This is a genomic window from Kitasatospora sp. NPDC094028 (assembly GCF_049543595.1).
In the GTDB taxonomy this organism is placed as follows: domain Bacteria; phylum Actinomycetota; class Actinomycetes; order Streptomycetales; family Streptomycetaceae; genus Kitasatospora.
This window is the reverse complement of record NZ_JBMVFA010000004.1, coordinates 497,045-519,604: the sequence shown is the minus strand read 5'-3', so window position 1 is coordinate 519,604 and position 22,560 is coordinate 497,045. Positions and strand designations below refer to the sequence as shown.

At 73.4% G+C, this 22,560-nt stretch carries 15 protein-coding genes; 5 read left to right on the top strand and 10 right to left on the bottom strand.

Going from position 1 to position 22,560, the window contains the following annotated elements; all coding sequences use genetic code 11:
- Window positions 1-268: 268 nt before the first annotated feature.
- Complete coding sequence (locus ACPC54_RS10005; protein ID WP_498963187.1) at window positions 269-2,083, bottom strand: alkaline phosphatase family protein; 1,815 nt, start codon at window positions 2,081-2,083, stop codon at window positions 269-271.
- Window positions 2,084-2,631: 548 nt separating this feature from the next.
- Here ACPC54_RS10005 and ACPC54_RS10000 point away from each other — a divergent pair.
- Complete coding sequence (locus ACPC54_RS10000) at window positions 2,632-9,447, top strand: RHS repeat-associated core domain-containing protein (RefSeq protein ID WP_498963185.1); 6,816 nt, start codon at window positions 2,632-2,634, stop codon at window positions 9,445-9,447.
- 64 nt (window positions 9,448-9,511) lie between these two features.
- On the opposite strand, the gene ACPC54_RS09995 is transcribed toward ACPC54_RS10000, so the two are convergent.
- The 5 genes from ACPC54_RS09995 to ACPC54_RS09975 all read right to left on the bottom strand — a co-directional run bounded on the left by ACPC54_RS09995 (window position 9,512) and on the right by ACPC54_RS09975 (window position 14,211).
- Window positions 9,512-10,093, bottom strand: coding sequence for a cytochrome P450 (locus ACPC54_RS09995; RefSeq protein ID WP_498963183.1), 582 nt, complete (start codon window positions 10,091-10,093; stop codon window positions 9,512-9,514).
- Window positions 10,094-10,208: 115 nt separating this feature from the next.
- Window positions 10,209-10,748, bottom strand: a complete 540-nt coding sequence (locus tag ACPC54_RS09990) for a nuclear transport factor 2 family protein (RefSeq protein WP_498963181.1) — start codon at window positions 10,746-10,748, stop codon at window positions 10,209-10,211.
- A gap of 39 nt (window positions 10,749-10,787) precedes the next feature.
- The gene (locus ACPC54_RS09985; protein WP_498963222.1) at window positions 10,788-11,498 is read right to left on the bottom strand and encodes a thioesterase domain-containing protein; all 711 of its coding nucleotides are present in this window, start codon (window positions 11,496-11,498) and stop codon (window positions 10,788-10,790) included.
- Window positions 11,468-12,169, bottom strand: a complete 702-nt coding sequence (locus tag ACPC54_RS09980; RefSeq protein WP_498963178.1) for a beta-ketoacyl [acyl carrier protein] synthase domain-containing protein — start codon at window positions 12,167-12,169, stop codon at window positions 11,468-11,470. Before ACPC54_RS09980 ends, ACPC54_RS09985 begins: the two co-directional genes overlap by 31 nt.
- 575 nt (window positions 12,170-12,744) lie before the next feature.
- Window positions 12,745-14,211: an aldehyde dehydrogenase family protein gene (locus ACPC54_RS09975; protein ID WP_498963176.1), complete on the bottom strand. Its 1,467-nt coding sequence runs from the start codon at window positions 14,209-14,211 to the stop codon at window positions 12,745-12,747.
- A 611-nt stretch (window positions 14,212-14,822) separates the two neighbouring features.
- On the opposite strand from ACPC54_RS09975, the gene ACPC54_RS09970 reads away from it, so the two are divergent.
- From ACPC54_RS09970 to ACPC54_RS09955, 4 genes are all read left to right on the top strand, one after another.
- Window positions 14,823-14,972: a keywimysin-related RiPP gene (locus ACPC54_RS09970; RefSeq protein ID WP_498963174.1), complete on the top strand. Its 150-nt coding sequence runs from the start codon at window positions 14,823-14,825 to the stop codon at window positions 14,970-14,972.
- A 147-nt stretch (window positions 14,973-15,119) separates the two neighbouring features.
- Window positions 15,120-16,826, top strand: a complete 1,707-nt coding sequence (locus tag ACPC54_RS09965; protein ID WP_498963172.1) for an asparagine synthase-related protein — start codon at window positions 15,120-15,122, stop codon at window positions 16,824-16,826.
- 81 nt (window positions 16,827-16,907) lie between these two features.
- Window positions 16,908-17,165, top strand: coding sequence for a lasso peptide biosynthesis PqqD family chaperone (locus ACPC54_RS09960; RefSeq protein ID WP_498963170.1), 258 nt, complete (start codon window positions 16,908-16,910; stop codon window positions 17,163-17,165).
- Window positions 17,162-17,596, top strand: a complete 435-nt coding sequence (locus ACPC54_RS09955) for a lasso peptide biosynthesis B2 protein (RefSeq protein WP_498963168.1) — start codon at window positions 17,162-17,164, stop codon at window positions 17,594-17,596. The genes ACPC54_RS09960 and ACPC54_RS09955 overlap by 4 nt, the downstream gene beginning before the upstream one ends.
- A gap of 79 nt (window positions 17,597-17,675) precedes the next feature.
- Here ACPC54_RS09955 and ACPC54_RS09950 read toward each other — a convergent pair whose 3' ends face one another.
- The 4 genes from ACPC54_RS09950 to ACPC54_RS09935 are packed head-to-tail and all read right to left on the bottom strand — an operon-like array spanning window position 17,676 to window position 22,550.
- Window positions 17,676-18,851, bottom strand: a complete 1,176-nt coding sequence (locus ACPC54_RS09950; RefSeq protein ID WP_498963166.1) for a DUF711 family protein — start codon at window positions 18,849-18,851, stop codon at window positions 17,676-17,678.
- The gene (locus tag ACPC54_RS09945) at window positions 18,851-20,035 is read right to left on the bottom strand and encodes a cytochrome P450 (protein ID WP_498963164.1); all 1,185 of its coding nucleotides are present in this window, start codon (window positions 20,033-20,035) and stop codon (window positions 18,851-18,853) included. The genes ACPC54_RS09950 and ACPC54_RS09945 overlap by 1 nt, the downstream gene beginning before the upstream one ends.
- Complete coding sequence (locus tag ACPC54_RS09940) at window positions 20,032-20,766, bottom strand: thioesterase II family protein (RefSeq protein ID WP_498963162.1); 735 nt, start codon at window positions 20,764-20,766, stop codon at window positions 20,032-20,034. The genes ACPC54_RS09945 and ACPC54_RS09940 overlap by 4 nt, the downstream gene beginning before the upstream one ends.
- A complete protein-coding gene (locus ACPC54_RS09935; protein WP_498963160.1) occupies window positions 20,763-22,550 on the bottom strand; it encodes a non-ribosomal peptide synthetase in 1,788 nt (595 codons plus the stop codon). The genes ACPC54_RS09940 and ACPC54_RS09935 overlap by 4 nt, the downstream gene beginning before the upstream one ends.
- Window positions 22,551-22,560 lie beyond the last annotated feature (10 nt).

Sequence of the window (22,560 nt, the reverse complement as noted above, 5' to 3'; positions counted from 1 at the left end):
CTGGGCCAGTCCGCGCGCACAGGCCGCCGCCACCCGCGCCTTGGCCTCCGCGGTGATCAGCGGGCCCAGGTCGGTGCCGGGGGGGGGCGGGGGGGCCCCCCCCGGGGGCGCGGGGGGGGGGGGCGCCCCCGCCCCCCCCCCCGCCCCCCCCCCCCCCCCCCCCCCCCCCCCCCCGCCCCCCCCGCCCGCCGCCGGGGGGGGGGGCGGCCCCCGCCCCCGGGGGGGCCCCCCGGGGGGGCCGCCCCCCCCCCGCCGGGCTCCGCCGTCGTCAGCCGACGGTCAGCCGGAACGGGCCTGCCAGCACCGTGTAGCCGTCGTTGGCGAGGTAGTACGCGTCGTAGCGGCCCGGGCCGCTCAGCTTGCCCGTGGAGAAGGTGACCGCGCCGCTCTGGTTCGGCGTGTAGGACCAGGCCGAGGAGGACTGGGAACCCGGGGTGACCCCCGCCGGGTAGAGGCCGACCCAGTTCTTCGCCCCGGCCTGGGCGGCGTTCGGCAGGGTGTAGCGCAGGGTGACGTTGCCGCCGTTCGCGACCGCGTTCAGGTCGCCGGTCAGCGTCGGCCCGGTCGCCGTGGCCGGTGCGAAGGCGGCGTTCAGCGGAGTGGCGTACGTGTCGTTGGCGGTCAGCCCCGGCAGGCCGAGGGACGCCTCGATGGTGCGGCCGATGCCGTAGTGGTCGTAGTGCAGCGGGCTGCTGGTCCCGGCCGGGACGGTGCCCTGCGAGCCGAGGACGACGGTGGCGACGTGGTCGTACCCCTCGTTCTGGCTCTCGTCCCAGGTCAGGACGAGCAGCGAGCGCTCCTGCGTCCAGGCCGGGGAGGACAGCACCGGGGCCAGGGTCTGCTTCAGCCAGCCGTCCTGCACCTTGAGGCTGGCGGCGCTGCCGTTGCCGGAGGCCTCGCCGTCGTAGTAGTCGTCGGCGGCGATCCAGGAGAAGTTCGGCGTGGTGGCCGCCGACCGCAGGTCGGTCGTCAGCTGCGAGGTGTCGAACAGGTGCGCCGCGCAGCGGGCCGGATCGCCGCTGATGTCGGTGTAGTTGATGAACGGCGCGTCGTCGGGCATGTAGTAGCTGTCGTAGGTCTTGGTGGTGTTGCAGGGCGTGCCCATGCCCTGTTCGTAGGCCTTCCAGCTCTTGCCGGCCGCCTCGATGGTGTCGCCGAGGTTGCGCTGCGGGGAGTTGATGTTGGGCCAGTAGGTGGCGCCCTTGGTGTAGGTGTCGCCGCCGGCGACGGCCAGGTAGTTCTCGTCGCTCGGGTGGTAGACCGCGTGCGCGTCGGTCAGGGTGGCGCCCTGGGACATCAGGCCGTGGATGTACGGCGTGTCCGCCGGGTCGTTCATGATCTGGGTGTAGTCGGTGTTCTCCATCATGACCGTGAACACGTGGTCGTAGCCCGGCACTTGGGAGGCGGGCGGGGCGACCGGCGCGGGGGCGGCGACCGGGGTGTCGAGGGTCAGCGAGAGGTTGTCGAGGTACCCGGTCTCGTTCGACGTGGACAGGAACTGCACCTCGACCTGGATCGACCGCGTCCCGGCCGGGACGGCCCCGGTGGCGCTGCGGGAGAGGAACTCGGTACTCAGGCCCCGGTCGGTCGCGGAGACGGTCGGCAGCTTGGCGGTCGCGCCGACCGGGGCGCCGTTCGCGTCCTGGAAGTGCAGGCCGACCGCGACGTAGCCGCCGTAGGTGGTCCAACCGCCCAGCCAGCCGGCCAGGTTGTAGTGCACCCCGCCGCCGTCGATCGCCGTGGCCGCCGAGGAGACGTCGACGGTCTGCGCCATCGCGCCGTCGCCGAAGTTGCCCGGGCCGAAGAAGGCCTTGCCGGGTGTCCGGCCGTCGCCGGGCAGACCGAAGGAGGCGACCGAGTGGCACATCACGTTGACGCCGCCGGCCTGGACCGTCCAGCCGGGGACGGTGGTGGCGGCGCTCCAGTCGCCGGTGCAGTAGCCGCCGGCCTCCGCGTCGCCGTTGACGATCAGGTTGCCGCTGCTCCCCGCCGCCTGGGCGGGGGCGGGCGCGGCGACGACCAGTGCGCCGACGAGCGGAAGGGTGGCGAGCAGCCCGCGCAGGGGGCTCCAGCGCAGTCGCATGGGGTATACCTCGTCCCGTTGGTGAGGGTGGGTGTCATGGCCGAGCACCATGAGCGGGGACATAGGTATCCGGTCGGCGCGGTCCTGCGGAAGACCTCCTGCACGAACGCCGGCCGAACTTGACCAGACAACTTTGCGTGCGTCGCTCACGAAGCAAGGGGCCTCGCCGACCCGGCCCGCCCCGGCCGCCCCGGTCGGCCCCGCTCCCCCTCCCCGGCGCCGCGGGCCCGACCGGCAGGACGTTCGGAGGGGAACGACCGGGCCCGCGCAAGGAGTTCGACGGCCCGGAGCCGCATTACCGGGACATATCCGGAATGGTTCCCACCCGATCGGTCAAGTCTTCGCAAACAACATCGGTGCGTGGCGGAACTGCCTGTCGCAGCGCTTCGGGCCTCACCTATCTTCTGGCTCAACATCGGCGCCGCTGTGCGACTTTGAGGTTTAGTCACTTTCACTTTTCACGGGGAGGAACTGCCGTGGGCGTTTGGCATGCCCGAAATCGGACGTCAGGGGCGGGAGGAGGCTCCGGCGGGACACGACCACGCTCGGTGCTGTACGGCGCCGTGCTGGCGCTGACGGTGTCCGCTCTGGTGGCGCCGCCGGCGTCGGCGTGGACGTATCCGGAGCCCGGGGACAAGGTGTGGACTCCGCCGCACACCCCGCTGGGGGCGGCGACCACGCCCGTCCAGGGGCATGACGCGAAGCCGCCGGGGGCCGCGTCGGTTCCGGCGAAGGCGGTGTGGAAGCCGGAGGCGGCGGCGCCGGTGGTGACCGGTACGGCGACGGTCACGCTGGGCGCGGACGGCGCCGAGGCGGAGGCCGCGCGCAAGGCGACCGGCGGTGCCTCGCCCGCCTCGGGCGGGCAGAACGGGACGAAGGCCGGGGACCTGGCCGTCCGGGTCGCGCCCGGCAACGCGCAGACGGAGGCGGCGCATTCGGTCACCGTCCAGGTGACCGACCGGGACAAGGGCCGGGCGGCGGGCGTCGCCGGGCCGCTGGTGGCGCTCACCGACGCCGAGGCGCAGGCCGCGGGCGGCCCGGGCCGCGGGGCCCGGGTGACGCTGGACCTGAAGGCGCTGCAGGCGGGCGGCTGGTCGGACCGGGCGGCGCTGGTCGCCCTGCCGGGCTGCGCGCTGACCACGCCGGACAAGCCGGAGTGCCGCACCCAGACGCCGGTCACCACGACCAGCGACGGCTCCGGCACGATCACCGCGCAGGTGACGCTGCCCGCCAAGCCCACGGCCGGGCAGCCGGATGCGAAGCAGCCGGGTTCGGGACAGGCCGGCGGCACGGTCAAGGCCTCGTTCACCACCACCGCCACCCCGGCGTCGGTCACCGACACCTCCGGCGGCGGCTCCACCGTCCTGGCGGCGGCGCCTTCGCCGTCCGGCCCGCTCGGGAACTACACGGCCACCTCGCTGTCCCTGTCCGCCGCGTGGGCGGGCGGCTCCAACGCAGGCAGTTTCTCCTACAGTTACCCGATCGCGGTGCCGCCGACCCTCGGCGGCGCGGCGCCGACCGTCGATCTGAGCTACAACTCGGCGGACGTGGACGGCAAGACCTCCGCGTCGAACGCGCAGCCCTCCTGGGTCGGTGACGGCTGGAACTACGAGCCCGGCTTCATCGAGCGCTCCTACCGCGGCTGCGACAAGGACGGGATCACCGGCTCCGGGGACGAGTGCTGGGGCGGCCAGACCGCGTCCCTCGCGTTCAGCGGCCACTCGGGCCCGATCGTGCGCGACGACAAGACCGGCGTGTGGCACCTGAGCAACGACGACGGGACGAAGGTCGAGCAGCTGACGGGCGCGCCGAAGGGCGCGGGCGACGTCGACTACAACGGCCGCGAGTACTGGCGCGTCACCACGCCGGACGGCGTCCAGTACTACTTCGGCGCCAACCACCTGCCCGGCGGGGACGGCAGCGATCCGGCCGCGAACTCCGTGCTGACCGTGCCGGTGTACTCGCCCAACAGCGGTGACCCGTGCTACGACGCCGCCAGGGGCACCGGCTCCTGGTGCCAGATGGCCTGGCGCTGGCAGCTCGACTACGTGGTCGACGCGCACGGCAACCTGACCACGTACAAGTACGCGGCCGAGGGCAACAAGTACCAGCGCGGCCGCCTGCCCGGCGGGCCCGCCGGCACCCTCACCGACTACCAGCGCTCCGGCTACGTCCAGGAGATCGGCTACGGCCAGCGGCTGAGCGAGCAGCTGGCGGCCAAGGGCGCGAACGCCCCGGCCGCGAAGGTGGTGTTCACCGTCGCCGAGCGCTGCCTGCCCAGTGGCACGATCACCTGCTCGGAGGACCAGCGCACCACCGCCAACGCGGACTCCTGGCCGGACACCCCGATCGACCAGCTCTGCACCGACAGCAGCTGCGTCAACGGCTCGCCGACGTTCTTCACCACCAAGCGCCTGACCTCGATCAGCACCCAGGTCCAGGTCAACGGCGCCCCGCGCACCGTCGACACCTACAACCTCACCCAGGAGCTGGCCGACCCGGGCGACGGGACGAAGCACCTGCTGCAGCTCGACTCGGTGCAGCGGGTGCCCAGCAACGGGCAGCCGGACCTGACCACGCTTCCCGCCGTGCAGTTCCAGTACAAGATGCGGGCCAACCGGATCGACGGACTCGTCCCGGCCTCGCCGCAGTTCATGCGCCCGCGGATCCAGGGCATCACCACCGAAGCCGGCGGCCGGATCGGCGTCCTCTACACCGACCCCGAGTGCTCCCGGGTCAACAACCGCATGCCGGCCTCCGAGGACACCAACTCGATGGCCTGCATCCCGGTCCACTGGTACCTGCCCGGCCAGTCCGGGAAGGACCCGGTCAGCGACTGGTTCGACAAGCCGCTGGTGAAGGCCGTGGTCGAGCAGGACCTGGTCAGCACCCCGACCGTCTCCCGCGAAACCGACTACAGCTACGGCGGCGGCGCGGCCTGGCACCGCAACGACGCGGAGTTCACCGACCCCAAGGTCCGCACCTGGGACCAGTTCCGCGGCTACCAGACCGTCACCACGACCACCGGCAACGCCAACCCCGGTGAGGCGCCGAAGACCCAGCAGCGGGTGACCTACCTGCGCGGCATGGTCGGCGACTACCTCGCGGACGGGACGACGCTCAGGACCGTGCCCGATCTGGCGAGCCCGCTGGGCGGCAAGGTCACCGACAGCGCGCAGTTGGCGGGCCGGGTCGTCGCGACGGAGACCTTCGACCAGGCCGGCGGCAGCGTCATCGGGATCTCCGGCGCCACCTACAACGGCCAGCAGGTCTCCGCCACCCACGCCCAGAGCGCGGGCGCGCCGAACATCTTCGCCTGGCAGCCGGACTCGCAGACCACCGCGATCGCCAAGTCAAAACTGGCGGACGGAAGTTGGCGCACCACGACGACGGTGACGACGAGCGAGCCGGCCAACGGCAACCGCGTCGTGTCGGTCGACGACCAGGGCGACGGCACCGCCGCCACCCCCGAGACCTGCACCACCATCGGCTACGCCAGTGGCGACAACCCCATGGACCTGGAACTGGCGGCCGAGAAGACCGTCTTCCAGGGCGCCTGCTCCGGCACGGCCACCGCGGCCAACACCCTCACGGCCACCCGGACGCTCTACGACGGCAAGCCGTTCAAGCACGCCGGCACCACCGGCGACCCGACCGGCTCGCAGACCCTCGACCACTTCGACGGCTCCGGCAACCCGGTCTACGCGCACACCAGCAGCGCGACCTTCGACGCCTACGGCCGCCCGCTGACCACCGCGACCACCGACGGCTCGACCTACGACCGCGGCGGCGCCCAGCTCAGCGGCCCCTCGGTCACCCCCGCCGTCGTCTCCACCGCGTTCACCCCGGCCTCCGGCCAGCTGCCGACGTCCTTCGTCACCACCAACCCGCTGGGCTGGACCACGACCGTCAACCAGGACCCGGCCCGCGGCTCACCGCTGACCACCACCGACCCCAACAACCGCGTCACCACCGCCCAGTACGACCCGCTCGGCCGGATCACCGCCGTCTGGGGCCCCGACCGGCCCACCGACAGCCTGCCGAGCAAGCGCTTCACCTACGGCCTGTACGGCGCCAAGGCACCGGCCACCATCAAGACCGAGACGCTCAACGACAACTCGCCGACCTTCTCGGCGAGCATCCAGATCTTCGACGGCCTCGGCCGCCCCCGCCAGACCCAGAGCACCAGCGCCGCCAAGCCCACCGGGCGCCTGATCACCGACACCGTCTACGACACCCACGGCTGGGTCATCAAGACCTCCGCCCCCTACTACGAGCAGACCTCCTTCCCGACCGAGGCGATCTTCGTCCCGACCGCGGACGGCCAGGTGCCCGCCCAGACCTGGAACACCTACGACGGCAACGGGCGCCTGCTGCGCGCCGAGTTCCGCTCCAACGGCAACCTCCAGTGGGCCACCACCACCGCCTACCCCGGCGCCGACCGCGTCGACACCACCCCGCCCTCCGGCGGCACCGCGACCTCGACCGTCACCGACGCCCGCGGCCGCACCACCGCCACCTGGCGGTACCGCACGCCCGCGCCCACCGGCAACCCGGCCGACGCCGACGTCACCGGCTACGCCTACACGCCCGGCGGCCTGACCGCCGCCAAGACCGACAGCAGCGGCAACACCTGGTCCTACGGCTACGACCTGCGCGGCCGCCAGACCTCCACGTCCGACCCGGACACCGGCACCACCAAGCTGTTCTACGACACGCAGGGGCATCTCGACCACACCGTCGACGCCAAGAACCAGACGCTCTCCTACACGTACGACGCGCTGAACCGGAAGACCGGCGCGTACAGCGGCGGCGTCGCGCCCGCCAACCAGCTGGTCTCCTGGACGTTCGACACGCTCGCCAAGGGCCTGCTCACCTCCAGCACCCGCTACGTGGGCGGGGCGGTGAACGGCTCGGCGTACACCAAGGCGATCACCGGCTACGACACCGCCTACCGCCCGCAGGGCAGTTCGCTCACCATCCCGTCCAGCGAAGGCGCGCTGGCCGGCACGTACACCACGAACCTCACGTACAGCGGGGTCCTCGGGGTCGTCACGGGCATGGACATCCCGGCCGCCGGCGGACTGCCCGCCGAGTCGGTCAGCTACGGCCACACCATCACCGGCCTGCTCACCTCGGAGAGCAGCCTGAAGAAGGCGGTGGTCGCGCAGGTCGAGTACGACGCCCTCGCGCGGCCGGTCCGCACCACGGTCGGCCCGTACGGCACCCAGGTCGTCGCCACCCAGCAGTACGACTGGGCGACCGGACGCGTCATCAACAACTTCGTCGACCGGCAGAACGGCACGGTCTCGGCCGACCAGACCAGCTACACCTACACCCCGGCCGGCCAGATCACCTCGGCCACCGACATCCAGGACGCCTCGGCGACCGACACCCAGTGCTACACCTACGACTACCTGAACCGCCTCACCGGCGCCTGGACGGACACCGGCGGCACCCGGACCACCGCGGACTGGACGGACTCCTCCGGCCTCACCCACGGCACCGGCAGCTCCACCACCGTCCCCGGTACCGGCACCTGCAACAACGCCACCGGCCCGGCCACCGTGAGCCCCGGCGGGCGCACCGTCGGCGGCCCGGCGCCGTACTGGAACACCTACAGCTACGACGCCACCGGCAACCGCACCGGCCTCGTCCAGCACGACCCCAGCGGCAACAGCCTCAACAACACCACCGTCGCCCAGACCTTCGGAGCCGCCAAGAGCACCAACACCGGCGCGGGCAACGGCGGGGCGCACGCCCTCCTCAGCTCCACCACCACCGGCCCGGCCGGCACCAAGGCCGTCGGCTACCAGTACGACGCCAAGGGCAACACCACCGCCATCACCGACCCCGGCGGCACCACCACCCTGACCTGGAACGGCGAGGACAAGCTCGACACCCTCACCAAGCCCGGCCAGGGCGGCGTCACCAGCTACCTCTACGACGCGGACGGCAACCAGCTCATCCGCCGCAACCCCGGCAAGACCACCCTGGTCCTGGCCACCGACGAGGTCACCCTCGACAGCGCGGGCAACACGAGCAACGTCCGCTCGCTCGGCGCCCCCGGCGGCCTGACCTACACCCGCTCCACCACCGCCGGCGGCGGCACCACCGTCCAGATCCAGGCCGCCGACCCGCACGGCACCAACGGCCTCCAGATCGGCACCGACGCCGCGATGACCGTCACCCGCCGGGCCACCGACCCCTTCGGCAACCCGCGCGGCACCCAGCCCGCCGCGGGCCAGTGGGCCGGCACCAAGGGCTTCGTCGGCGGCAGCAAGGACGACGCCACCGGGCTCACCAGCCTCGGCGCCCGCCAGTACGACCCGGCCACCGGACGCTTCATCAGCCCCGACCCGCTGCTAGACGCAGCCGACTCCCAGCAGTGGAACGGCTACGCCTACAGCGACAACGACCCCGTCAACCTCTCCGACCCCAGCGGCCTGCACCCCGAGGGCACCTGCGGCGGCTTCGGCCCCTGCCGGACCCCGGAAGGCCAGACCGTCCAGGAGACCTGGACGTCGAACCACGGCGTCTGGACCGACACCATCCGCAAGTCGCGCCCGCACAACTCCTACCGACCGCCCGCGACCAACTCCAGCACCGACCTCCCCTCCTTCAAGTCGCGGCCCAAGCCCGCACAGACGGACGATCCGTGCCCGGCGGGGAAGAAGGTCTGCGACACCTCCAACGAACTCGGCGAGGCCGTCCAGGTCTGCGCGGAGGTCGGCTGCGGGGTCTACAGCGTGACGACCTACCCGCACAACGACGACCGGGCGCACGACATCCTCCGCGCCTGGCTCACCGACACCTTCGACCACAAGGACGTGGTGAACTTCGGCGCCGGCGACCCCCTCCTGATGGACCTCACCAAGCAGCAGGAGGTCAAGGAAGCGATCACCAAGGTCCTCAACAACTACCAGGCGAAGGGGCCCCAGGCGATCGGCGAGGAACTCCGCACCCCGTACGAGGACACCGGGAAGCTCCCCGACGCCGCGTTCCCCCTCAACAAGATCGGGGTCGCGCTCGGGATCGCCGACGACGTCGCCGGGGTGCTGAGCAACGGCAACATCGGCACCAACTACGAGTCCAAGTCGATCCTCGGCTCGTTCAACGTGGACGCCAAGATCACCAGTGTCGGGCCGATGCGGAAGGACGGGTACCGCGTCGTGGACATCCACTTCCGGGTGGACGACCAGTGGGACTGGAACTCGGCGACCAAGCTGGTGCCCCGCGACTGGAACCCGCAGGCCATTCCGGAGGGCAACGGCGACCGGATTCCGGGCCGGGCCATCAAGGCCCACTTCGAATGGGGGTACCGCACCATCCTCTTCCCGTCCGACAAGGTCTGCGGCGGGTAGCCGACCGCACGAGGGGCCCGGAAGGCGTTCGCGCCTTCCGGGCCCCTCCGCGTTCGGCGGCCGGTCAGCTCGCGTAGCGCAGCGGCAGCGCGGTGAGGCCGCGCAGCACGTCCGAGCGGTGCCAGGTCAACTTCCCCGGCGGGACGGCGAGTTCCAGCACGGGGTAGCGGGCCAGCAGTTCGGTCAGGGCGATCCTGATCTCCTGCCGGGCCAGCTGGTGGCCGAGGCAGAAGTGCGGGCCGTGGCCGAAGGCGAGGTGGGCCGCGGTCGGGCGGCGCAGGTCGAAGGTGTGCGGGTCGGCGCGGACGGCCGGGTCCCGGTTGGCGGCGGACGGCAGGAAGCGGACCAGCTCGCCCCGGCGGACGAGGACGCCCTCGATCTCGATGTCGTCGACGGCGACCCGGTTGGGGGTCGACATCACCGAGGCGTGGTAGCGCAGCGCCTCCTCGGTGGCGCTCTCCAGCAGCGCCGGATCGACCCGGAGCGCGGCCAACTCGGCCGGGTGGTTGAGGAGTTCGAGCAGGGCGCTGGCAATGACGTGGCCGGTGGTGACGTGCCCGGCGAACAGCAGGACGGAGCAGAACCCGACGAGTTCCGCCGGTCGCCGAGCAGCCGCCGGGCGGCCTCGGCGCCGAGAACGGTCCACGCCTCGGTGCCGTCGGCCTGCCGGGTGCGGACGACCGGGTGGCGGCGGGCCAGTTCGCCGAGTTCGCGTTCGGCGTCGGGCAGCGCGGAGATCTGCACGAGGTCCAGGACGGGGATCACGCCGGCTCCTCCTGCCCGTCCGGGGCGGTGGCGCCGACCCGGGGGAGGTCGCGCAGCCACACGTGCCGGTTCGCGAGCCGCCAGCGTCCGCCGGCCTTCTCCAGCCGGTCGACGTACGAGCCGCTGCGGCCGAGTTCGTGGCGGCCGTCGTCGAGGGCGAAGGTGAGGGCGAGCAGCGAGCGCGCCTCGGCGGTGGTGCCGTCCAGGCGGGTGACCACGGTGTTGGCGGTGAGGTGGCGCTGGTGGGCGCCGCGCGTCCCGGTGTGGTGCCGGTACAGCCCGGCCATCGCGTGGACGATCCGCTCCCGGCCGGCGACCGCGGGCGGGAAGCCCTCGGGGACCGGGGTGAAGGCGTAGGTGGCGTCCTCGGTGAAGAGTTCGCCGAGCGCGTCGAAGTCGCCGGAGTCGTAGTAGAGGCCGTAGGCGGCGACGAGGTCCTGGATGGCGGCCCGGTCGGCGAGGAAGGCCGCGTCGAGGTGGCCGGTCGAGCCGGGCACGGGGAGCACCGGGGCGGTCGTGGTGCCGGGTCGGGTCATGGCGGAGGTCCCTTCGTACGGTCAGGGGGCGGGGCGGGGTCAGGGGGCGGACGGGGACAGCCCGGCGATCCAGTCGCGCACCACGGCGCCGGTCCGGTCCGCGTGCTCGCCGATCATGGTGCAGTGGTCGCCCTCGACCTCCACGGCGGTGTGCGCGTGCGGCCAGGCGGAGCGCCAGTCCTCGCCGGTCATCGGCTCCTCGGGCGAGCCGGGGACGCAGCGCGACGGCCGGACGAACAGCGTCGGCACGGTGGTCGGCCCGGGCTCCCAGCCGCGGAACATCCGCCGGTAGCTGCCGATCGCGGTGAGGCCGACGTAGCCGAGCGCGGTGAAGGCGTGGCGGCGCACGATCACCTCGTAGTTCATCGCCCTGCGCATCCGGCGCGACATGGTGGCCGGCAGGTAGGTGTCCAGCAGCACCTGGCCGGTCGGCGCGGTGCCGGCGGAGGCGGTGCCGGTGGCCTGGAGCCGGCTGGTGACGCCGTGGGCGAGCCAGCCGCTGGAGGAGTAGCCGAGCAGCACGAACGGCTCGCCCTCGGCGCAGCGCAGGGTCGCGTCGGCCAGCAGGTCCAGCAGGACGTCGCGGGAGGCCGCGAGCGGCTCGCCGGCCCGGAAGCCGGGGACAGTCAGGACGGCGGTGCCGCAGAACCCGTCGAAGGCGGTGGCGAGCCGGCCGAACTGGATGGCGCCGTCGACCGGGGCGAACGGCGGGAAGCAGATCAGCCGAGGGTGCGCACCGCCCCGCGACATCCGGACGGCGCCGGCCAGGCCGGCCAGGCGCTGCCGGTCCGTACTGGTCTCGCGCAGCCCGGACGCGCCGACCAGCAGCGCTTCCGCGTCGTCCATCTGTCCGCGCAGGGCGAGCCGGCGGTACAGGGAGGCGAGCAGTTCGTCGGACTCCTCGGCGCCCGGCTCCGGCCGGGGCCGGTGGTGCGCAGGCCGAGCGCGTAGGAGACCCGGTTGGCGATCATGCTGCGGTGCAGGCCGGTCACCTGCCGCGACCCGGCCGCGACGCCCGCGCGGCGCAGCAGCGCGGCGTAGTCGTCCCAGATCGCCCCGGCGAACACGCCGACCGAGCCGCCGCTCAGGCCGTGTGCCGGGATGCCGGCGTGCTCCAGCGCCTCCCAGCAGAGTTCGAGCATGAGCCGCTGCTGCGGGTCCATCAGCGCGGCCTCGCCCGGGTCGATGCCGAAGAACTCCGGGTCGAAGCGGTCGACCTCGTCCAGGTACCCGCCGCGCCGGGGCCGGTGCGGCGCGGCGGCGTCCGGGCTTTCCGGCGGGATCGCCGCGCGGCGTTCGGCAGGGAATTCCCGGACGGCGTCGGCGCCGGTGCGCAGGAGTTCCCAGAACCCGTCCGGGGTGTCGGCTCCCGCCACCCGGCAGGAGAAACCGACGATCGCGACAGCTTCCGAATCGGCCATACCGTTCCATCACGTCCAGAGTCGATTAACACGGGCGAGCGCAGGCAGCAGAACTGTGAATCGTGGGCTCAGTGATCCGCAAGCCCGGCCTGTCGGCGAGCGCACCGCCGCGGCAGGGCGTCCAAGCCGACCGAAGCCCCACGGCGTGGTCCCGCATCAGCGTTCGGAGCTGCGGGGATGCGATCAACTGACAAGCCCACCGGCCTGATTCCCGCCCTCGCGGCCATCGCTCGCACGCGTCCGGTTCTCCCTCGAATAAATCATCCACTCACCGAAAAGAAGTTCGATGCCGATCCACAGGAATCACTTTCGTCACCTTGTGTCACAATCCCGGGCCGGCCGCACTGCCGAATTCCTTGGCGCTCGAACGCTTGAAGGAATATCGGAGGTGAAGGCATTCCGAAGCGCCCGCGAATTCCGGCCAATCGGGAACTTACACCGACCCGGCGGCGCGCGGGCACCAAGATCACCTGGACGGATGCGTCGTCCACGAAACCGACAAGAAAAACGGGCCCGGCGCCGGGTGGCGCCGGGCCCGGAAGGAACAGGACCCAGCAGGTACGAGCGGGCCGGTGTCAGCCCCTGGCGCGGATGGAGCGGCCGCCCTCCACCGGGTAGTGCAGGGCCTGCAGCTCGCAGAACGACTCGATGCCCTCGGCGCCGCACTCGCGGCCGATGCCGGAGTGGCCGAAGCCGCCGAAGGGGGCGGACGGGTTGAACGGGGCGCCGTTGACCTCCACCTGGCCCGACCGCACCCGGCGCGCCACCGCGCCGGCCCGCTCGTCGTCGGCCGACCAGACCGAGCCGTGCAGCCCGTAGCGGGTGGAGTTGGCCAGCCGGACGACGTCCTCGTCGCCGTCGTGGGCCATGATCGAGACGACCGGGCCGAAGATCTCCTCCTGCGCCAGGTCCATGTCCTCGGTGACGTCGCCGAACACCACCGGCGCGACGAACTGGCCCTCCAGCTCGCGGTACGGGACCACCGGGCGGGCGCCCTGGGCCAGTCCGCGCGCACAGGCCGCCGCCACCCGCGCCTTGGCCTCCGCGGTGATCAGCGGGCCCAGGTCGGTGCCGGGCGCGGCCGGGTCGCCCACCACGTAGCCGGCGGTGAGGGTCCGCGCCAGCTCCTCCGCCTCGGCGACCCGGCCGCGCGGCACGATCAGCCGGCTCCACTGCAGGCAGGCCTGGCCGCTGTTGAACATGGCCTGGTCGATGGAGGCGGTGACCGCCCGGGTCAGGTCGGCGTCGTCGAGGACCATCGAGGCGCTCTTGCCGCCGAGCTCCAGGTGCACCCGGGTCAGGTGGGCCGAGGCGGCCGCGGCCACCGAACGGCCCGCGCGCACCGAGCCGGTGAACGACACCAGGTCGGTCAGCGGCGAGGCGGCCAGGGCCGAGCCGACGCCGGCCCCGTCGCCGAACACCAGGTTGAGCACGCCGGCCGGCAGCCCGCTGCGCTCGGCCAGCCGGGCCAGGTGGGCGGCGTGCAGGGGCGTCAGCTCGCTGGGCTTGAGCACGACCGTGCAGCCGGCGAGCAGCGCGGGCACGACCTTCTGCAGGGTGAGGATCAGCGGCACGTTCCAGGGGATGATCGCCGCCACCACGCCGGCCGGGACCCGGCGGATCACGGAGTTGCCGCGCCGCTGGTCGTCCAGGACGGACGCCGCCTCCAGGCAGCCCCGGGCGACGTCGATCGCCAGGCCCACCTGCACCATGCGGCTGAGGCCGACCGGCGTGCCCACCTCCCGGGAGACCAGCTCGGCGAGGAACGCCGCGTCGGCCTCGACCAGGCCCAGCCAGGCCTGGACGAGCTTCGACCGGTCCTCGCGCGGCGTCTCCATCCAGCCGGGCAGGGCGGCCGCCGCCGCCGCGAGCGCGGCCTCGGCGTCCGCCGCACTACCCCGGGGGACGCTGCCCAGGACGCTGCCGTCCGCCGGGTTGAACACCCGGTCGGTCTCCGAGCCGGTGGAGGCGACCCAGGAGCCGCCGATCCAGTGCTCGTGGAGGTGGGGGGAGAAATCGGTACCGAACGGTTCGAGCGGCATGGACCGCCCCTTTCTCTCGAATCCGGAACAGGACTAGCAGGGGATACACAGCGCCCTGCCCCGGTCAACGTCACACCTTCGACAGCAAGTTGACCGGGGCATTCCGGCGCCGACAACAAGTTGACGCCCCACTCCGGCAGTTCCACCGGCGCGGGGCCCGGGATGACGCCGATCCAGAACTGTAGTGCCAGCAGCCGGGAATGCACCCGATGCTCCGTCAACACCCGTTCCACCAGCGAAGATCAACCGAAAGCGGACGACCTTCGGCGGGCATCGGACCGGCGCCCGCCGGCCAAACGTCCCCCCGATTCGCCCGGCACGAATGCCGGTTGCCCGCCACAGACCGCCTGGGTAGTGTCCTGGACTGCGTCAGGAAGACCGTCACGGGGTGTTTTTCATGGTCCTCCAGGCAATTCACCGCGACTGACTGGCCATCAGTCATCGGTTAGCGGTCATCAGGTGAGCGGTACGGGGCATTGCGGTCGATGCCGTCCCGTCCCGTCCCGCTCCGGCCCCGACCGAGGTGAACGCCGATCCCCGCGGACAAGGATCGCTCTCCGAGCGTTCTGTCCCGTCCTGCCGCATTGCGTATGACGAGGAAGGAGATTGTCATGGAGAACACCTCCGTGGAGACTCTGGAGCTCCAGGCCTACGAGACCCCCGAGGTCTTCGAGGCGGGTTCCTTCGCCGAGGACACCGGCGCGCTCGGCTTCTACGGCGCTGAGCCGTTTTTCCCGACCCTCCACACCAGCTGGTGGTAAATCCGCGCCGTGGGTGAGGGTGGCACGCTGATCCGTTGAGTGGGAGCCGGTGCGGTGGATTTTGGTGAGCAGTACTTCGTAGTCTTTCCGGACGAACAGAGGGCAATCGCCGCCGCCGACCGGCTTCCACCGGATGCCGCACCACTCATGTCGCACCGATCCGGCCGGCCGTTCCTGGCCGGCCGGATCGTCCCCGGGCAGTTCCTGACGGCCGAGGCCGGGGACACCCTGCTCGCCATCGCGGGCATCTGCTCCGCCACCCAGGCCGACCTGGACGCCCAGGCGCGGCGCATCACCGACCCGGCCCAGCTGGACGCGCTGTCGCTGCGCTGGTCGGGCAGCTACCACCTGATCGCCTCGGTGGGCGGACGGCTGCGGATCCAGGGCACCGCCTCGGGGCTGCGCCGGATCTGCCACGCCGGCCTGGACGGGCTGACCCTCGCCGCCGACCGGGCCGACCTGCTCGCCCGGCTGATCGGCTCCGAGGCCGACCTCGGCGTCCTCGCCCTGCGCCTGCTGGCGCCCCTGCCGCACCCGCTGCCCGAGCGCTCGGTCTGGACCGGCGTCGACACCGTGCCGCCCGGCAGCTGGCTGTCGGTGCCCGCCGACGGCCGGGGAGCCACGGTGCACACCTGGTGGCGGCCGCCGCGGCCCGAACTCCCGCTCGCCGACGCCGCGACGGCGCTGCGCGCCGAGCTGGCCGGCGCCGTCGACGCACGGCTCGCCCTGACCACCCGGCTGACCGGCGACTTCTCCGGCGGCCTGGACTCCACCTCCCTGCTCGCGCTGGCCGCGCAGGAGACACCGGTCGTCGGGTTCACCATGGCCAACGACGACCAGGCCGACGACGACCTCTACTGGGCCGAGACCGCCGCCGCCGGACTGCCCCACCTCAAGCACGTCGTCTTCGGCATCCAGCAGATCCCGGGCAACTTCGAAGGCCTGACCGGCATCAGCGCGGTCACCGACGAACCCAGCCTGGCCCTGCTAAGCGCGCCCCGGCTGCACGCCACCCGGGCGCTCGCCACCGGCCACGGCTCCACCCTGCACCTGGACGGCCTGGGCGGCGACCAGCTGCTGACCGGCACCTTCGCCTACTACCACGACATGCTGCGCCGACAGCCGCTGGCGGCGCTGCGGCGGCTGCGGACCATCCGGCTGCTGAGCCGCATGGACGTCGGGGCCTCGCTGCGCACCCTGCTGGACGGCAGCTCCTACCGCTCCTGGCTCGGCGCCGAGGTGGACGCGCTCGCCTCCGGCCGGGTCCGGCGCCGCAACAACGTCTTCGACTGGGACGCCCCGATGGGCCTTCCCGGCTGGCTGACCCCCCGGGCCAGGGACGCGGCCGTCGCCGAACTGCGCGCCGCGGCCGAGCGGGCCCGGCCCCTCGACCCGAGCCGCGGCCGGCACCGCGACCTGGTCGCGATCCAGGACATCGGCCTGCTGATCCGGTCGATGCACCAGCTGTCCGCCCAGCCGGGCTACCAGGGGTCCTCGCCGTTCCTGGACGACCGGGTGATCGCGGCCTGCCTCGCGGCCCAGCCGGAGGACCGCGCCACCCCCTGGGAGCTCAAGCCGCTGATCAAGCGGGCCATGGCCGGCGTGCTGCCCCCGCGGCTGCTGGAGCGGCGCACCAAGGCCGACGGCACGATGATCGCCGCCGAGGGCTTCGCCCGGCACCGGCTCGAACTCGACCGGCTCTGGGAGACCTCCCGGCTGGCCGAGTTGGGGCTGGTCGACCCGGCCCCGCTGCGCGCGCTGAGCCACCGCCCGTACACGGCCGACACCCACGGGGGGCGGATGCTCGCGGCCCTGAGCGTCGAGCTCTGGGCCAGGGACCGGCTCACCGCCTGAGCACTCCCCCGCCGACCCCGCCGACTCTGCCGACCCCGCCGACCCCGCCGCACGCGCCCGACCACGACGAGAGAGACCAGCATGGCCATCACGCTTCACCCGGACGTCTCCACCGCCGACACCGAGTACGGCATCGTCCTGCTGGACGGCCGGGACGGCCGCTACTTCCAGCTCAACGGGTCCGCCGCCGTGGCCTTCCAGGCGCTGGCGGACGGCGGCACCGTCGAGCAGGCCGCCGAGCGGCTGACGGGCACCTTCGACGTCGCCCTGGACCGGGCCCGCCAGGACGTCGAGCGGCTGGTCGCCAAGCTCGTGTCGCTCAAGGTGGTGACCGCGTGAGCAACTCGGTGATCCCCGCCAGGCGGGCGACCAGGCTGACGCTCGGACGCAACCTCACCGCCCGGACGGCCGTGGGCCTGGCCCGGCTGCTCGCCCGCAAGCCGCCCGCCCGGATCCGGGTGGTCCTGACCCGGCTGAGCAAGGGCGCCCGCCCGGCGACCTACGCGGAGGCGGAGGCGGCCCGCGACGCCGTCCTCGCCGTCAGCCTGCGCTGCGCGGCCTTCGAGGGCTGCCTGCCGCGCTCGCTGGCGACGATCCTGATCTGCCGGGCCCGCGGCACCTGGCCCACCTGGGTGGTGGGCGTCCGGGCCCGTCCGCCGTTCGGCGCCCACGCCTGGGTGGAGGCCGAGGGGCGGATGGTGGACGAGGGCGTGGACCCGGCGTACTTCCGCAGCCTCTTCACCGTCGGCCCGGCCGGCGACCGGCCGTAGGGCTTTCCGACAGGCCCTGGACCCGCTCCTTCCCACCCTCCGGGGGATCGCCGGTGCCCGGCGGTCCCCCGGAGTTCTCTCATGCTCCGGGGTAGTCGATGTTGATGATCTGCTCGGCCCGGAACTCGGTGCGGCGCGGATCGGCCGTGGGCGGGGCGAGCATCAGCCGGGCGGACAGCGGCTTCTCCCAGCGCGCCGACAGGGCCGCCATGTCCCCGATGACGGCGGCGAGTTCCTCGTCCCGGGTGGTCGCCGGCAGCGGGACGGTGTCCAGCCCGGCGCCGCAGACCGAGGAGTAGGCGAGCACCGCGTCGGTGTCGATCCGGCCCTCCTGCCAGGCCCGTGCGAGCACCCGGTCCTCCAGCACGGGGAGCATCAACCCGGCGTAGCCGACCATGGGTTGGCCGACCGCGCGGATGCCCGCGGTGACCGCCGCGCAGGCCGCCACCGTCCCGGGAGAGCCGAAGCGGATGCCGCCGACCGTCTCCAGGAACTCCGCGATGCTGGCGTCCGGGGCGCAGGCCGGGGACGGGTCGAAGCCGTGGAACAGCAGGCCTCGGCGCTCGCAGGCGGGCCGCAACAGCGCGGCCAGCGGCGCGAGTTGCCCGTCCAGGCAGCTCCTGGTGAGCTCCGTCGCCGCGGCGGGGTCGGCGACGCCGGCCTCGCGCGCCCGGGCCAGCAGCGGGCCCGCCGACTGGAGGCCCACGCTCACCCCCGCGGCGCCGCCGTCACCGTACGATCCGGGGAACAGCGGGGCGTTGGGGCCCAGGTGGGCGACGGCGGCGAACCGGAAGTTGGCCTCCCCGTCGCGGTTCGCCAGCTCGCGCACCACGGCCGCGGCGAAGGCGACCGCGCCGTGGTCCACCCGGCCGCCCTCGGCGACCAGCACGGCGAGGAACAGCAGCGGGTGCGCGACCAGCACCTCCGCGACGTCCGAGGGCGTCAACCCGGCCAGCGCGGACGGCCGCAGGGCGCCGAGCGAGGCGCTGCCGACGCCGGAGAGCCGGCAGGCCGCGGTGAGCGCGGCGGCCCGGCCGCGGAGCCGGTCGGGGCCGAGCGGCCCGTCGAGCGCCGGGCTGGACAGGCGCACGGTCTGCACCTCGTACCCGGCGGCGGCGAGTTCTCCGGCGATCGCCAGCGCCTGCGCGCCGTACCGGCCGATGGCGGCGGGGTCGGCCCGCCCGTCCGGGAACACCTCGTCGGGGAGGCAGAGCGTCACCGCGCGCACCGGGCCGGTGGTGGTCTTCTCGGTCATCAGCGCAGCACCACCGGCAGTTCGTTGAGTCCCCAGGTGAAGTTCGACCCGTTGTAGCGCGGCTCGCCCTCCAGTGCCGGCGCCCGCACCAGGCGGCGCAGGGCCCGCAGGTACGCGGTGATCTCCAGCCGCGCGAGCCGGCTGCCCAGGCACATGTGACGGCCCGCGCCGAAGCTCAGGTGGCGGTTGTCGGTGCGGCCGAGGTCGAAGATGTCCGGGTCGTCGAACACCTCCGCGTCGCGGTTGGCCGAGCCGATCCAGGTGACCACGCGCTGCCCGGGCTCGACCTCGACGCCGCCGACCCGCAGCGCCTCGGTGGCGGTCCGCATGACGTGCATGCCGGGCACGGACCAGCGCAGCGCCTCCTCGGTGGCGACGGCCGGTTCGGCGTCCCCGCTCAGGACGCGCTCCCACTGGTCGGGGCACTCGACGAGTTGGAGGGTGAGCGCGGCCAGGGTGAACCGGGTCGTCTCGTTGCCGCCGGCCAGGATGCCGCTGAAGTTGAAGACCAGTTCCTCGTCGGTCAGCCCGGCGCCGCCGGTGTCCTGCGCGGTGAGGCCGCTGACGAAGGCGTTCGCGCCCGTCCGGCGGTTCTCCCGCACCAGGTCGCTGAAGTACTTGAAGATCTCGCCGTTCGCCGTGATGCGCTGCACCTCGGAGGGGGACTCGAAGGCGTCGGTGGTCTTGCGGCCGATCCACTCCCAGTCCGTGCGGGGCAGCCCCATGATGGCGCAGATGACGTCGGTCGGGATCCGTTCGAGCTGCTTGATCAGGTCCGGCCCGGGCTGCCGGACGGCCGTCTCGACGACGTCGGCGACGACCTGCTCCACGTACCGCTCGGCCCGGGAGAGCACGTCGTTCGAGAACGGCTGGATGAGCACGCGCTTCATCCGGGTGTGGTCGGGCGGGTCGGCGACGATCAGCATCTTGTTCGCGACGGCGCTGACCGCGCGTTCGGTGGAGCCGAGCCGCATGCCCTTGGTCGAGCTCATCCGGGTGGTGTCGCGGTGCACGGCGACCACGTCGTGGTAGCGGGTGACGCTCCAGAACCCGTCCGCCTCCCCGGCGGGGTGCTGCCAGGAGACGGGGTCGTTCGCGCGGTACCAGGCGAAGCGCTCGTAGAACCCGGTGCCCTCGAAGAGTCCGGGCTCGAACAGGTCGGGTGCCGTCGGTTGCCCCGTCATCCGCGCACCGCCCCCTGGGGAGCGGCGTCGGAGAGCGCGTCCCGGAGGACCCGGACGACGGCGTCCGGCTCCGTGAACCCGTGGTGGTCCGCGTCGATCACGTCGTGTCCTCGGTAGTCGGCGGCCCGCTCGCGCCACCGGGCCATCTGCCCGGCGGTGACCACCGTGTCGCGCAGTCCGGAGACGGAGCGCAGCGCGGTGCCGGCCAACGGCTCGGCGGGCTCCCGGTAGCCGGCCATCAGCCGCAGGTCCGCGCGCAGCGAGTCGACGGCGTACCGGGCGAGTTCGGTGTCGCGGACGGCCGGGTGGAGCAGGGCGGTCAGTTCGGCCTCGGGCGGGTTCGCGGCGGGGAAGGTCCGCCAGTGCTCGGGCGAGCGGGCGGCGACGACCACCAGGGAACGGGCCGGGGCGCCGACGGCTTCGAGCCGGCGCGCCACCTCGTAGGCGACGAGCGCGCCAAGGCTGACGCCGAGCAGGACCAGCGGGCCGCGCCGGGCGTGCTCACCCAGTTCGGCGCCGACGCGGTCGACCACCTCGGCCAGGCCCTCGGCCGGCCGGTCCTCCAACCGGTCCTCGCGGCCGGGCAGTTGGACCCCGAGCAGGTGCGTGCCGGGGGGCAGTGCCGGGGCGGCCGGGCGCAGCCGCAGGCAGCCGGCGCCGGCCTGCGGGAACACGGCGACGGTCGTGTCGGCGGCCTCGCCCGCAGGGCTGAAGGAGCGCAGGTAGCTCAAGCCGCCCTCGCTTCGTCGATCCGCCGCGCGAGCGCACCCGGGGTCCTGGTGGTGAGGACGTCGTTGATGGTGACGGTCACCCCGAGGTCGGTCTCGATCCGGGAGGCCAGCTGGGCGGCGAGCAGGGAGTGCCCGCCGATGTCGAAGAAGTCGGCGTCCTGGGCGACGGCGTGTCCGAAGGCGCCGCCCCAGGCCGCCAGGACGCGGCCGAGGACCTGGTCGTCGGCCGCGGGCCCGCCGTCACCGGCCGCGGTCGGCTCGGCCGCGGTTCGCTCCGCTGCGACCTGCTCGGCCTCGCCGAGTTCGGCGACCGCGCGCCGGGCGACCTTGCCGGTCGCCTCCAGCGGGATGTCGGCGATCCGGTGCATCAGGGCGGGGCAGAGCTGGCGCGGCAGCCGGGCGGCGAACCGGGCGGCGAGGCGGGTGCGCAGCTCCTCGTCGAGTGGGCGGCCGGGGGCGGTCCGCAGGCCGATGGCCAGGGTGGCCGGCTCGCCGCGGGTGTAGGCCACCGCGCCCTCCACGCCGGGCTCCTCGCAGGCCAGGTTCTCCAGCTCCTCCAGCTCGATCCGGAAGCCGCCGATCTTGACCTGGTTGTCGGCCCGGCCGAGGATGCTCAGCTGTCCGTCCGGGCCGAGGGTGCCGTGGTCCCCGGTGCGGAAGTACCGGGCGCCGTCGCGCTCGACGAAGCGGTCCGCGCCGGGCGCGCGCGGATCGACGTACCCGAGGGCGACGCCGGCGCCGCCGATCAGCAGCTCGCCGGCCTCACCGGCCGGGACTTCGTTCAGCCCGGCGTCGACGACGGTGACGGTGCAGCCGCCGAGCGGGCGGCCGATGGTGCGGGGGTCGTCGCCGCGGGCGGTGTCGGCCAGGGTGGCGGCGATGGTGCCCTCGGTCGGCCCGTACACGTTGAGCACCCGGTCGGCGGCGGCCCGGAGGCGGTCGACCAGGGCGTCCGGGCAGCGCTCGCCGGCCACCACGGCGACCTCGGCCCTCGGCAGCTCGGTGAGTGCGGCGTACAGCGAGGGGGTCAGGCAGAGGTTGTCGATCTCCCGTGCGGCCAGGGTCTGTTCGAGGTTCCCGAGCGCGGGGTCGACGGCGACGCAGGTGACGCCGTTGACGAAGGGGGTGAGCACCGACCACAGCCAGCCGTCGAAGCCCGGGGAGACGGCCACGACGGCCCGGCTGCCGGGGCGGAAGCCGAGCGTCGCGGCCTCGGCGAGCAGGTTGCCCAGGGCGGCGGAGCCGACCCGCACGCCCTTGGGGCGGCCGGTGGTGCCCGAGGTGTAGACGACGTACGCCTCGGCCCGGCGCTCGGTGTCCGCCCGGTCGTCCCAGGCGGGGCCGCCGGCGGGCGCGGCGCCGGGGGCCTCCGTGCCGTCCGTGTCGAGCAGGGTGAGGCCCAGGTCGGCGGCGTCCGGCTCGGAGGTGACGAGCACCTTGCACCCGGCGTCCGCGACGATCCAGCGCAGCCGCTCGGCCGGGTGCCGCTCGTCGAGCAGCACCGCCGACGAGCCGTTGGCCCAGATCGCCAGCAGGCTGCTGAGCCCGTAGCGGGAGCGGCCCGCCATGACGGCCACCCGGTCGCCCGCACCGACCCCGGCCCGCTCCAGGCGGTCGGCCAGGGTCCGCGTCGAGGCGGCGATCTGCGCCCAGGTGAGCGCCGTGCCGTCGGTCCCGACGAATCCGGGGCGGTCGGGGTGGGCGGACGCCCAGGACTCCAGCGCCCGCCTGACGTGCGATATGTGCGGAACGCTCGCGTGGCTGTCCGTCACGGGCCTGATCACCAGTTCTCCC

Bases quoted from the DNA above. Each gene is read 5' to 3' on its own strand.
- ACPC54_RS10005 (WP_498963187.1), bottom strand. From the start codon at position 2,083: ATGCGACTGCGCTGGAGCCCCCTGCGCGGGCTGCTCGCCACCCTTCCG.
- ACPC54_RS09990 (WP_498963181.1), bottom strand. From the start codon at position 10,748: ATGACCCGACCCGGCACCACGACCGCCCCGGTGCTCCCCGTGCCCGGC.
- ACPC54_RS09985 (WP_498963222.1), bottom strand. From the start codon at position 11,498: ATGTCGCGGGGCGGTGCGCACCCTCGGCTGATCTGCTTCCCGCCGTTC.
- ACPC54_RS09980 (WP_498963178.1), bottom strand. From the start codon at position 12,169: ATGGCCGATTCGGAAGCTGTCGCGATCGTCGGTTTCTCCTGCCGGGTG.
- ACPC54_RS09975 (WP_498963176.1), bottom strand. From the start codon at position 14,211: ATGCCGCTCGAACCGTTCGGTACCGATTTCTCCCCCCACCTCCACGAG.
- ACPC54_RS09970 (WP_498963174.1), top strand. From the start codon at position 14,823: ATGGAGAACACCTCCGTGGAGACTCTGGAGCTCCAGGCCTACGAGACC.
- ACPC54_RS09965 (WP_498963172.1), top strand. From the start codon at position 15,120: ATGTCGCACCGATCCGGCCGGCCGTTCCTGGCCGGCCGGATCGTCCCC.
- ACPC54_RS09960 (WP_498963170.1), top strand. From the start codon at position 16,908: ATGGCCATCACGCTTCACCCGGACGTCTCCACCGCCGACACCGAGTAC.
- ACPC54_RS09950 (WP_498963166.1), bottom strand. From the start codon at position 18,851: ATGACCGAGAAGACCACCACCGGCCCGGTGCGCGCGGTGACGCTCTGC.
- ACPC54_RS09945 (WP_498963164.1), bottom strand. From the start codon at position 20,035: ATGACGGGGCAACCGACGGCACCCGACCTGTTCGAGCCCGGACTCTTC.